This is a genomic window from Asaia bogorensis (assembly GCF_900465345.1).
Classification (GTDB): domain Bacteria; phylum Pseudomonadota; class Alphaproteobacteria; order Acetobacterales; family Acetobacteraceae; genus Asaia; species Asaia bogorensis_A.
The window spans coordinates 12,728-25,823 of the sequence record NZ_UEGO01000002.1 but is presented as its reverse complement, the minus strand read 5'-3'; the positions used below and the strand labels follow the sequence as shown (position 1 = coordinate 25,823).

Sequence of the window (13,096 nt, the reverse complement as noted above, 5' to 3'; positions counted from 1 at the left end):
CTGAAAAGGTCAAAACCGTCTGCAAGATCAAGGACCCGGATACCCATGACTGCTGTCAGCCCTCTCGCCGGCAAGACGCTGGACCCCTCCGCCCTCGCCGATATTCCGGCGCTCATCGGGGCTTACTATAACCGCAAGCCTGACCCGGCTATTGCCGCGCAGCGCGTGTCGTTCGGCACATCGGGTCATCGTGGGTCGTCGCTCCATACCAGCTTCAACGAGAACCACATCCTCGCCATTGCGGAAGCCATCTGCCGCTATCGCAAGGACAAGGGTATCACGGGACCGCTATTCATCGGCATCGACTCCCATGCGCTGTCCGACCCGGCACAGCGCTCCGCCATCGAAGTCTTTGCCGCGCATGGTGTGGAAGTCCGCATCGACTGCAACAGCCGCTTTACCCCTACGCCTGTCGTCTCGCATGCCATCCTGACCTACAACAAGGGACGCAGCGAAGGGCTGGCCGATGGTGTGGTCATCACGCCTTCGCATAATCCGCCCATCGATGGCGGCTTCAAATACAATCCCCCTCATGGTGGCCCGGCCGACACCGACATCACCAAGGTGATCCAGGATCAGGCCAACGCTTTCCTGACCGCAGGGCTCAAGGACGTGCACCGCCTGCCCTATGAGGAGGCCCGCAAGGCCGATTGTGTGCGCGGCCATGATTTCATCACGCCTTATGTGGATGATCTGGGTGCCGTGATCGACATGGAGGCCATCCGCAATTCCACCATCCGTATCGGCATCGATCCGCTGGGTGGGGCGGCGCTGGATTACTGGCCGGCCATCATCAAGCGGTATGACCTCAAGGCCACGATCGTCAGCACGGAACTCGACCCGACCTTCGGTTTCATGACGGCTGACTGGGATGGGCAGATCCGTATGGATTGCTCCTCGCCCTACGCCATGGCCCGTCTGATCGGCATGGGTTCGCAGTTCGATGTGGCTTTTGCGACCGATACCGATGCCGATCGTCATGGCATCGTCTCGCGTCCCGACGGGCTGATGAACCCGAACCATTATCTGGCCGTCGCCATCTGGTACCTGTTCAACAACCGACCCGGTTGGAGCCAGGATGCCGGCATCGGCAAAACGCTGGTCAGCTCAGCCCTGATCGACCGCGTGGCCACCAAGATCGGCCGCAAGGTGGTCGAGGTTCCGGTTGGCTTCAAATGGTTTGTGGACGGGCTCTATAACGGCACGCTCGGCTTCGGTGGCGAGGAGAGCGCCGGTGCGTCGTTCCTTCGTCGCGATGGCAGCGTCTGGTCCACCGACAAGGATGGGCTGATCCTGGGGCTGTTGGCAGCCGAAATCACGGCGGTGACCGGCAAGACCCCGTCCGAGCATTACAAGGCTCTGACGGCGGAGCTCGGTGCTCCCTTCTATCAGCGCATCGATGCCGCAGCGAACGCCGCCCAAAAAGCCATCCTCTCCAAGCTGACGCCGGAACAGCTGCCCATGACCCATCTGGCCGGTGACGCGGTTCTGGCCAAGCTGACCCGTGCACCCGGCAATGATGCGCCGATTGGCGGGCTGAAGGTCACGACGGAAAATGGCTGGTTCGCTGCCCGCCCGTCCGGCACCGAGGATGTCTACAAGATCTATGCCGAGAGCTTCGTAAGCGAGGATCACCTGAAGCAGATCCAGAAAGACGCCCAAAGCGCCATCTCGGCCCTGTTCGACGCCTGAAGCCTCTTCTCCTCTCCGGTCCCGACCCTCTGACCGGAGAGGGCCCAGCCCGCATGATATCAGGCGTTATGGGCTGGCTCTCAACGCCTTCGCCCCTACCCTCGATTCCTGCCCCGGTGTCACGATGGTTTTGTATTCATAACCCCGTGACGCACCCCCGCCCTGTCGGAAAACGCGTTGCATCAGACCATGATCGCTCCATGATGTGACCTGTAACGGCGGGCTTCGCCATCGGCCGGGTTCGGGCATGGAGTGTATTAGGTCATGGCGCTGGCAAGACTTCTTCTGACGCTCTGCGGCATGGGCACAGCCCTTGCGGCGGCGCCCTCGCCTGCCGGCGACTGGCAGGGCACCCTCGCCCTGCCCCAGGGGCAGTCCCTTCCACTTGTGCTACACCTCTCGCCGCGGGCTGGCGCACCACAAGGCGAGTGGTCAGCCACACTCGATAGCCCCGCGCAGTCTGCTTTTGGTCTGCCTGTTCAACGTGCCACGCTGGAAGGACAGACACTCACCCTGGACCTGCCCGGACTTTCCGCCCGCTATGTTGGCACCCTGAGCGGACCGGACAATATTCTTGCGGGGACATGGTCACAGGGATCCTCCTCCTTTCCCCTGCGCATGACCCGAGCGACCGGCATGGCAACGGCGACCGAAAGTGCGGCACCTTCGCGACCGCAGACACCGCACCCCCCTTTCCCTTATCGCAGCGAAGATGTCGCTTTCGATAATCCGTCCGGTCCGTCCCATCTCACCGGCACGCTGACCTTGCCTCAGGGCAAGGGCCCCTTTCCGGCTGTCATCCTTATTACCGGCTCTGGTTTGCAGGACCGCGACGAGACGATCGCAGGGCATAAGCCCTTCCTGCTCTGGGCCGACACGCTCACCCGTCAGGGCATCGCTGTCCTGCGTCTGGATGACCGACAGAGAGGGGGCTCGACCGGCCCAGTCACGACCGCCACCACAGAAGATTTCGCCTCGGATATCGCGGCTGCACTTCGCTTCATGCGCCATCGCCATGATATCGATCCGCTAAGAACCGGCCTCATGGGGCATAGTGAGGGCGGCGTCATCGCGGCGATGATTGCTGCCCATGATAGACAAATCAGCTTTATCGTCATGCTGGAAGCCCCGGCCGTACCGGGGCGAGAGATCATGCTCGCCCAGAGGCACTGGGCTGCTGCGGCCCGGCATGTGCCAGACGCTGTTTCACATCGGAGCGACGTCCTGGTTGAAACGGTGCTCGATGCCATGACACCACAGCAATCCCAGAACGCCGCCGAGCAAGCTGCGAACAGCGCATGGAATCGCCTGAACGGGACGCAATCCGGCCTGCCGGACAGTCTGCATGATCTCACCCTGCCTGCCATACGCTTTTACGACCGCTACGATCCGGCCGTGGCTCTGTCGCAGGTGAGCTGTCCTGTTCTGGCCACCCTGGGCAGCAAGGACAGGCAGGTTCCTCCCGACCTCAATCGGCCCGCCTTGCAAAAAGCCCTGTCACGCAACCCGCACGCCCGCATCGTCGAGTTCCCCGGTCTCAATCACCTGCTTCAGAAAGCCGGGACGGGGGATGTGAGTGAATACGCCCTGATCGAAAACGACATCGACCCGGGCGCTCTGAAAGCGGTAAGCGAATGGATAAGGACGCAGACCCATCCATGACAGGCAACGGGTCGCAGCCGTGCCGCCGCAACCCGAAATACCCGCCCGGCTCAATTGTAATTGCCTGACAGACTGACCACTGCTGCAAAGCCCGAACCGATGTCATAGGTCGGCTGAGAACCCGTCAGACCACTCCCATAAACACCGCGATGGGCTGTGGCAGCAGCAGTGTAGCCATAGACACCGGACAGATAATGCTGGTCGGAAATATTGATGAGATTGAGCATGAGCTTGGGCAGCACATGCCCGAATTTCGGCAGGTTGCGACCAAGCGAGATATCGGCCGTCATATAGGACGGGATGCTTTGATCGTTCATCAACGTGGCATATTGCGCGTCCGAATAGCGCAGGTTGAAGGTTCCGAAATTGGTCCCGTCGTCATAACTCAGCCCCATCGTGGCAAGGAATTTTGGCGCGCCGGGTTCCTGCTTGCCCTTGGTAGGCAGATAATCCCCCTGATAGGCGATATTATTGCCGATACGCGTCATCATGTACTGGCCCGACGCATAGGCGCTCAGATGGTGCCAGGGATGAGTCGCAAGTTCGAGCTGCACGCCATTGGCTTCCTGCCCGCCCGCATCAATCACCTGCGCCACGATATTGGTCGATCCAGGCTGATAGGTTGCGCTCGTGATCTGATGATGAGTCATATTGTAGTGAAAATAGGCGATATTCGCCATCATCGCGCCGCTGTAACGATAACCGATTTCCTCGCCGATCATGTATTCCGGCTCATAGGGATCGAGCGGGGTGGAAGTGGGCTGCCCATTCAGATGGCTGTACATCGAAACCTGTGAGTTCAGGCTGCTTGGCATGCGATAGCCTGTCGTGCCGTTGATATAGACCTGGTTAGCCTGATCGAACCTGTAGCTCGCCAGAAATTGCGGGGCCGGTATGAACGCATTGCGCACGGATTTATAGGGCGTGGCACCGGGCAGATCCATCGTGTACTGCCGGTTGAACATGGCCGTCTTGAGCCCTGCCTCAAGCACAAGACGATCGTTCAGGAGGCTCACCTTGTCATTGATCGCCAGTGTGTTGGCCTGTTGCAGGGCGTTCTCGGGGTCCTCATTGATCGGCATACCGCCAAACGCGGTGAGATAGCCGGTTGAGCGCGTCCACTGCCCTTGCGCATTGATCGGATAATAGCGCTGGTTCGAGGATTCATTCGCGTACGAATACCAGTAGGAAACGCTCAGCGTATTGAAGGAGCGCTTCCAGCTTCCCACCAGATTCAGCCCCGATGACAAGGTAAACCAAGGCTGATGGACAGCCGTACGGAGCGTTGCCGATGAGGGCGCGTAGCCATCGAGATGATCGTAGCGCTGTGTGCCGATATAGCCCCCCGAAACCGGCACATTGGCGCCCCAGAAATAGGGGCCGTTGAATTCGACCCCATAGGCTGTGGCATCGAGCGACAGCCCATGATCGAAGCCGAAATGGTTCTTGAGCGCGCCGAAAACCGTGCCGGTATTGCGCTTGTTGATTTCATAAAAGCCCGGCGAGCTCGGATCCTTCGTGGTATTGTACCCCACACCATAAGTCCGCCACTGGCCGAGTGTCGGATAAAGCCACGAGGTCTGATCGGACTTGGTATAGCCGAATATCGCCTCGGAATCGCTGTGCGTATTCCAGCTTTTGGTCAGGGCGGCATCCACATGCCAGCGGCTGACCGATCCGGGCCCGCGCCAGAGATTGCCGCTCGAATAGGACCCGGAGGCAAAGCCATAAACCCCGCTATGACCGATCTCACCGGTGTCGTAACGAACGAATTCCTTGTTCAGGCTATGTGTCCCGCCAGATGCCTGTGCGAACAGGTTCTGATGGGTGGCAGGCTTGCGTAATGTCATCGAGAGTTGCGCCCCGACCGCGTTGTAGACGGGGGCGTTGACGTCTGCCGAACCCTGCATGACGGAAATCGATCCCATGTTTTCGGTATCGACCATCGACGGGGTGTAAACACTGTAGGTAAACGGATTGGCGGCCGGTATGCCCTCATAGGTCACCCCGATTTCCGTCCGGTCCAGACCGCGTATGTGGAAGGATTCGAAGGAGGCCGTCAGTGGCCCCTGACTCGATCCGACCACCCCCGGCAGATTGGCAATCAGACCCGTTGGCGTGGACATAGGCGATTGTTTTTCGATGAAATCAGCCGTGAGCGTGCTGATTGTCCTGGGGGTAAGGTGCTTCACCATCATGCCACCCCCGCCCTCACGATGATGCCCCGATACTTTCACCTGCTCTTCTTTGGTTGCCACTACAGGTTTCGCTGTCCCTACGGGACGGGGCGAAGGTTTGACAGGTTTAGGCTCAGCCTGCGCACGGACGCTGTCGAGGCACATCAGTGATACGGCAAACAGAAGCGATTTTTTCATCGGACCATCCGAGGGTTGCGGGAAGATGGTCCGGGATATGAAATAAGACGCGCCAGCAATATCCGTTTATAAAAATTTCATTGTTCTGACATTACAATATTCATTATCTACAACAAGATGTTATTTTACAAATAAATATATACAATATGCGGCATATAATATTGTGGTGCAGAACTATAAATCTGACCAAGGAGACAAAATACGCCGCACCACCCCGTCACGCCGGATCAGGTGATACAGAGCCGCCAGACCATGCAACAGGATCATCGCCGCAAAACCCCAGACAACGGCGTGATGCAGGTTACGGAATACCACTTCGTTCTTGTCAGTGTGAGCGAGAGGCAGGAGTGGCCAGTCGAACCACCCGAAAATCGAGAGCGGCAGTTCCAGCGTAGCGCAGGAAGCCAGGGCCCAACCCGAAACGGGGGCAAGAAGCTGCAAAATATAGAGCATCCCATGCATCGCATCGGCAAGCCGCGCCTGCCAGATACTGGTCCCGAGGGGATGGGGTGGCGGCTTGTGCCTGAGGCGCCAGATCACGCGCAGCGCGACCAGCAGCAGGATGACCACACCCAGAGCACGATGAATCTGGAAAACCGAAAACGCCGCAGTGTCAGGCAACCCCGCACGATCCATCGCAAACCCGAGCAGGATCTGCCCGGTCACGAGCAGGGCGAGGCACCAGTGCAGCAGAATGGCCACGAAGGTATAGTGCGGTGGCCTTTCGCGCATTGACGCATGATACGTCATGCCACCCTGCCTGACCGCCATCGGGTCAACCTCGATCGAGCGTGTCGAAAAGCTTTCTGAACCGTATTGCCGCTGCACCGGGCTGCGACACAGCCTTGGCCGCCGCTTCATTCTCCGGTTTGTCGACCACGACCATACCCACCATACCCATCCAGTAATGGGGCAGGCATTTATAACCATACAGGCCCGGCTTGCTGAACGTCACGTTCAGATCATGACCCATGGGGCCGGTGAAGGGGGCCGCACCCTCAGGCAGCATACCGGGAATCGACTGCACGTTATGACCGGGGTCGGCAGCGATGAAATGCACCGTATCGCCCGTATGGATGTGGACGATGGCAGGATCAAAACCACGGCCACCATCGGGCGCATGGCTTAGCATCCTGACATCCACCGTCGCCGCATGAGCCGCGCTGAGCGACGCGGCACAGATCAGGGTCGCACCGGTCAGGACCATGAAGAATGAGGGAAAAAAGGCCTGAAGAACGCGCGGCGGGGCAATCAGGCGTGAAAAAAGACGGGTCATCGGAACGGTCTCCCCGAAGTGAGAGGCGCAGGGGGCAATCGGGCTGGGATCCCGCGAACGGCCCCTGTCTTGCAGCTCATGTCTTGCGGCCCCTGCTCATGGCCCCGGCTGGATGCCAGACGGGGCCATGTGCGGTCATTACTGGCGGTGCAGGTCGAAGCGATCGAGCGTCATGACCTTGGTCCAGGCGCTGGCGAAATCCTTCACGAATTTCGCCTTGGCATCGTCAGAGGCATAGACCTCCACAACGGCGCGCAATTCGGCATTCGCACCAAAGATCAGATCGACCGAGGAGGCCGTCCAGCGCGGCTTGTTCGTCTCACGATCCAGCCCATCATACACGCCCGGCTGCGTCGACTTCTCCCAGCGCGTGGACATATCGAGCAGATTGACAAAGAAGTCGTTGCTCAGTGTCCCGGGACGCGTGGTCAGAACACCCTGTGCGGAATGGCCGGTATTGATGTCCAGAACACGCAGGCCGCCCAGAAGTACAGTCATTTCCGGTACGCTCAACGAGAGATTGCTGGCACGATCGACAAGCATCTGTGTGGGTGATTTCTCATCCGGCTCGGCGCGATAATAGTTGCGGAAGGCATCGGCGCTGAGGTCCAGCAGGGCAAAGCTCTGCTTATCCGTCTGCTCGGGACCGGCATCCACACGGCCGGGGGCAAAAGGCAGATCCAGCGCGACACCGGCTTTATGCGCCGCCTGCTCGACACCCACATTACCCGCCAGCACGATCACATCGGCCAGCGACACCTTGCGCCCATGATGCGCGCCGCCATTGAAATGCTGCTGCACCGCCTCGAGCTTCGGCAGAACGGATTTCAGTTCTGCCGGATCATTGACGGCCCAGTCATTCTCGGGCGCCAGACGGATACGGGCCCCATTGGCCCCGCCGCGATGATCGGAGTCACGGAACGATGCGGCAGAGGCCCAGGCGGTCTTGATCATCTCGCGCTCTGTCAGGCCTGATGCCGCGATTGCCTTCTTCAGCTCGCGAATATCCGCCGCATTGACCATCGCGCCCTGAGCCGCAGGAAGCGGGTCCTGCCACAGGAAATCGGCTGCCGGGACTTCTGGCCCGAAATAGCGCGATTTCGGCCCCATATCGCGATGGGTCAACTTGAACCACGCATGGGCAAATGCATCGGCAAACTGTTCGGGATGAGCGGCCCAGCGCGTGATGATGGCACGATAGGACGGATCGGTACGCAGCGCGATATCGGTCGTGAACATCATGAGCGGATGCAGCTTGTTCGGATCGCTCGCATCCGGAACGATATTCTCGGCGTCCTTGGGAACCCATTGCGTGGCCCCGGCCGGGCTCTTGGTCTTGACCCATTCATGACCCAGCAGATTGTCGAGATATTGCGAGGTGAAATGGATCGGATCAGCCGACCATGCGCCCTCGAGCCCGCTGGTGATGGCATCGGTCGCCTTCAGCTTGCCTTGTACGCAGTGATTGGCCCAGCCCAGACCCTGCTGCTCGACAGGTGCCGCGGCAGGGGCAACGCCCACGCATTTGGTGGCCGAGGCCGCACCATGCGCCTTGCCGAAAGTATGACCGCCTGCAATCAGGGCAACGGTTTCCTCGTCATTCATTGCCATGCGCCCAAAGGCGAGACGGATCATCTGTGCCGCAGCTGCCGGGTCCGGCACACCATTCGGGCCTTCCGGATTTACATAGATCAGGCCCTTGGTGGTCGAGGCCAGAGGCTTGGGCAGGTGGCCTCCGGGCTCGACGCTGGATTTCTTGACCTGTGAATCGACGTTCGAGCTCATGAACTGTGTGCCGGGGCCCCAATAGACCAGCTCGCTCTGCCAGTCATCGGCACGGCCGCCGGCGAAGCCAAGGGTCTTGAAGCCCATGGACTCAAGCGCGACATTGCCCGTCAGCACCATCAGATCGCCCCATGAGAGATCACGGCCATATTTCTTCTTTACTGGCCACAGCAGGCGACGCGCCTTGTCGAGGCTCGCATTATCGGGCCAGCTATTCAGCTGTTCAAAGCGCTGCTCGCCGCCTTCTTCACCCCCTCGGCCGTCCATGGCGCGATAGGTGCCCGCTGCGTGCCAGGCCATACGAACGAAGAACGGAGCATAGGTGCCGTAATCGGCAGGCCACCAGGGCTGAGACTGGGTCAGGGTCTTGCGGATATCCGCCTTGACGGCTGCCAGATCGAGCTTGCTGAAATCACGCGTATAGACGAAATCCGGCCCATAGGGGTTTGACTCGCTGTCATGCACACGCAAAGGCGACAAATTCAGACGTGTCGGCCAGTAGAATTCATTCGGGTTCTCGATCCCATCCGCCCGCGCTGCGTGAGGCATGGCGGTCAGGGTTGTGGTTGCGATCAAGGCCGCCATACCGAATTTCAGCAATCTCATTTCCAGACTCCAGAACAATCACGAATGACCCGCTTCTGTTCCGGGTCATTACTGTTGTTTCTGTCCTATGGACTTCATTCTTATTGATCCAACCGTTTGTCTCTATATCTCTGACAGGAAAAACCCCGATTCTGTGTTCATCATGGCGAGGAGATTTTTCCACCGTGTCTGCGCACGACAAAAAGTGCCCTGCCTCACCAGACAGGACACGCCGTGATCAGAGATCAGGAAAAGTTCGAAGGGGTGTTACCAGCCGGGTTGACCAATCAACGCATCGAATATCCGGGCTGGTGTATCACGACGCAGGATACCGGCCAGTTCGGTTCCCAATAAGGCCGCCTCATCCACGCTGCCTTTAAGGGAACGACGCAGCATGAAACTGCCATCCTCAGACGCCACAAGCCCATGCAGGGTCAGAACCTGCCCGGCGATGGTGGCATAACCGCCCACAGGCGTCCGGCATGATCCGTCCAGACCGGCCAGCAATGCACGCTCTGCCGTTGCGGCATAACGCGCCGTGCGGTCCTCCAGAGCAGGCATGAGCGCACGGGCACCCGAATCACGGCGGCGCAAGGTGATGCCGATAATCCCCTGACCACAAGCCGGGAGCATATCGTCGGGTTCGAAAATCACATCGACCCGTGCCCCCATACCCAGACGTTTCATTCCGGCGAGCGCCAGGAATGTGGCGTCGCACGCCCCGGCCTCCAGCTTCGCCAGACGCGTCTGGACGTTGCCGCGTATGAGGCAGAAACGCAGATCGGGACGGCGCGCGAGAAGCTGTGCCTGACGCCTTACCGAAGCGCAGCCAATCAGGGCGCCTTTTGGCAGGCAGTCCAGTGGATCACCACCGGGGCGGACAGCATCGCGATCACGCAGAACCAGCCCGTCACGGGGGTCTTCACGACGCAGGACGCAACCCAGCATCAGATCGTCCGGCAGAAAGGTTTCCAGATCCTTGAGGCTGTGCACGGCAAAATCGATGTCGCCCGCCCTGAGCGCTTCATGGATTTCACGGGAAAACAGCCCCTTGCCACCGATTTCGGCCAGACGCCGTGCCTGATCACGGTCACCACGGGTCGAGATCGGATGCTCTTTTACCGAGCCGAAGATTTCCAGAAAGGGAAAGGCCTCGCCCAGCTGCGCCATGAAGCTGCGTGTCTGTACCAGCGCCAGAGGTGATGCACGCGTGCCGACGCGCAGATCACGCCCGAGAACCGGATGCGGCAACGGCCGAGACAACAAGGTCGCAGCGAAATCCAGATCGGTCATCAGGGGGGAGGCGGGCAGGATCGTCATATCCTCGAGATTAGTGCCCCTATTATTCGAGGTGTAATTGATTGTTGCGCGCTCAGTGACAGGATTCACCTGTCAACACACGATCGCCCCGCACGGGATACTGGCTATCTCCCTCTTTTGTGGCCGCTCTCGCCTCGTGTCTTCTTCGCAACAAGTCACGACAGAGCGGCAAAACAATGGAATTCGGAGGGGACTCAATCTTTATAATGATAATGATTCTCATTATCATTATAAAGATCTTCATTGAAAGGCCCTTTCATATGCCCTCCCCGTCCGCTGTTCTCTCACAAGGTCGGAATCTTCCGCTGACTGGAACCCTGCTGCTCGCCCTGATGAGTGGATTACTCTGTTTTCCCGATACGGCGCAGGCTGAAGAGAACAGGAAAACAGCTTCCACCTCAAAACAGGGCAAGGCAAACGAAGCGCCGCGCAATAATGAGGGTGGAAACCCGACCGAAACGATCTTGGTTGTCGGAGACAAGCTCGACCACCTGCAGAACACGAACAGCGCCGTAACGGTATTGCGTCATCTCGACGCAAGCGAATACCGATCGCTTTACGACGTGGTGAATCGCGTGCCCAACATGATTGGTAATGCCGCCGATATCCCGACCATACGCGGGGTGACCGGCTCTGGCGCGGCGGGCGGTATCTTCAGCCTGATGTCAGGCAGCCGGCCCAGAACAGCCACCATCATTGATGGTCTGCCCGAAACCTATGCGGGTCAACGCTATGTGGATGCGGGTACCTGGGACATGGATCAGATCAGCATATTGCGCGGCCCGCAGGCCACGACGCAGGGACGGAACGCCATAGGCGGCGCTATCACACTCAATTCCAAAGCACCAACGCAGTATTGGCAGGTCGGAGTGAGAGGTGGCTATGAGAGCGCAGGCAGCAAGGGTGTTTTTGCTGGCGTGCTCTCTGGTCCGATCATCAAGGATGAACTTGCCTTTCGCCTCACGGGAGACGGAACCCGCGGTGACAGCTATATTCGATACCCAGGCAGTGACTGGCCTTTCAACCCGCATGAGGTGAGCCAGACCTCGATACGCGGCAAGCTGCTCTGGACCCCGAAAATCCTGCCTGCGCTCAAGGTCACGCTCATGGGCTGGCATCGCGAGCAGCATGGCGAATATCTCTACACTGCTACGGGGCCCAACCTGTTTCGCTATCGCTTCGATAACCCGGACATGAACACACGTATCTCCGATTCAAGTATCAATCAGGCGAGCCTGCGTACCAGCTATCGGATAAGCCCCTCTCTGACCAATGAACTGACCTATGGTCACGTCTGGTATGATGCGCTGTTTTATCAGGGGAATGCCATCGGCAGCGCCAACAGTCTTGGCCATCTGGCCCTGAGCGAACAGAATAATACAGTTGAGGACAGGCTCGTTCTTGCTCCGGCTTACAGCCGCCTCAATGGTGTTGCCGGCTTCTATTATTTCAACCGCGACCAGACTATCCGATCGGATATGGGCGTGAATGGCCCTGATGCCGAACGCACCTATGCAGCCTATATCGACGGAACATTTCACCTTATCGGCGGGCTGAGCCTGATTGCGGGCGGTCGCGTCGAACGAGAGGAACAGGCGCGCAATGTTGCACTCTCATGGGGTAAGGTCGCGCTCAATGCCGGAACGACCATGTTTCTGCCAAAGGGTGGGTTGAGCTACAGATTTACCCCGGTCACCAGTACCAGTTTCACCGTACGGCGCGGCTACAATCCGGGAGGTGGTGCCATCGACTGGGATAACGGCACCTATTACCAGTACGGCAAGGAAACGGTAACGACCTATGAGCTTGGCGGCCATACAGAACTGCTGGACCGCAAGCTGAGCTTCAACACCAATCTGTTCTACAATGATTATCACGATTATCAGGATCTGCTGAACTACACCTTCATCAATATCCCGCATGGGCGCAGTCTGGGCCTTGAGCTCGAGGCAATCTACCACGTTACAAAAACGCTCGAGCTTTTCGGTGGGCTTGGTCTGCTGGACACCAAAATTCTTGATGCCCCTGCAGCCTATCGTTCAGTCGAGGGTAAGAAATTCAGCAACGCCCCCTCGGCAACACTCAATATCGGTGTCGAGAAAAGCTTCAGAAACGGCCTGTTCATGGGAGCGAATTTCAACCGCGTCGGCAGCTATACCTCGCAGGTGGAGAGCGGCACGGGGCTGATAGCGGGAGACTACAATGTTCTCAATGCCCATATAGGCTATCGCACGCGCCATTATACGATCCGGTTCTATAGCAAGAACCTGACCAATGAGAACATCCTGTTCAGTGGGCGTACCAACTGGGCTGGGCTTCAGGCCCAGATCGGCCAGCCCCGCGCCTTCGGCTTTACAATCGACGGGCGACTCTGACTCGCCATTAACATCACCTGCCCTGC

8 protein-coding genes are annotated in these 13,096 nt (G+C 58.8%); 3 read left to right on the top strand and 5 right to left on the bottom strand.

The genetic code is table 11. The features are described from left to right. Positions 1 to 45 precede the first annotated feature (45 nt). Positions 46 to 1,692 carry a phosphoglucomutase (alpha-D-glucose-1,6-bisphosphate-dependent) gene (pgm, locus tag ED655_RS01205; protein ID WP_062163729.1) on the top strand — a complete coding sequence of 549 codons (1,647 nt, stop codon included), beginning with the start codon at positions 46 to 48 and terminating at the stop codon, positions 1,690 to 1,692. Positions 1,693 to 1,956: 264 nt separating this feature from the next. Beyond that, the gene (locus ED655_RS01200) at positions 1,957 to 3,354 is read left to right on the top strand and encodes an alpha/beta hydrolase family protein (RefSeq protein WP_122048709.1); all 1,398 of its coding nucleotides are present in this window, start codon (positions 1,957 to 1,959) and stop codon (positions 3,352 to 3,354) included. A 50-nt stretch (positions 3,355 to 3,404) separates the two neighbouring features. Here ED655_RS01200 and ED655_RS01195 read toward each other — a convergent pair whose 3' ends face one another. From ED655_RS01195 to hemC, 5 genes are all read right to left on the bottom strand, one after another. Continuing rightward, entirely contained in the window at positions 3,405 to 5,612 is a 2,208-nt protein-coding gene (locus ED655_RS01195; RefSeq protein WP_240993441.1) for a TonB-dependent receptor, read from the bottom strand. A 291-nt stretch (positions 5,613 to 5,903) separates the two neighbouring features. Then, positions 5,904 to 6,500, bottom strand: a complete 597-nt coding sequence (locus tag ED655_RS01190; protein ID WP_205835961.1) for a cytochrome b — start codon at positions 6,498 to 6,500, stop codon at positions 5,904 to 5,906. 4 nt (positions 6,501 to 6,504) lie between these two features. Continuing rightward, the gene (locus ED655_RS01185; protein ID WP_240993440.1) at positions 6,505 to 7,005 is read right to left on the bottom strand and encodes a pseudoazurin; all 501 of its coding nucleotides are present in this window, start codon (positions 7,003 to 7,005) and stop codon (positions 6,505 to 6,507) included. A 138-nt stretch (positions 7,006 to 7,143) separates the two neighbouring features. Then, a complete protein-coding gene (katG, locus tag ED655_RS01180; protein ID WP_240386401.1) occupies positions 7,144 to 9,339 on the bottom strand; it encodes a catalase/peroxidase HPI in 2,196 nt (731 codons plus the stop codon). 303 nt (positions 9,340 to 9,642) lie between these two features. Continuing rightward, positions 9,643 to 10,668, bottom strand: coding sequence for a hydroxymethylbilane synthase (gene hemC / locus ED655_RS01175; protein WP_408735635.1), 1,026 nt, complete (start codon positions 10,666 to 10,668; stop codon positions 9,643 to 9,645). Between the two features lie 287 nt (positions 10,669 to 10,955). Here hemC and ED655_RS01170 point away from each other — a divergent pair, with 287 nt between their 5' ends. Further along, a complete protein-coding gene (locus ED655_RS01170) occupies positions 10,956 to 13,070 on the top strand; it encodes a TonB-dependent receptor (RefSeq protein WP_162993337.1) in 2,115 nt (704 codons plus the stop codon). The last annotated feature ends 26 nt before the right edge of the window (positions 13,071 to 13,096 follow it).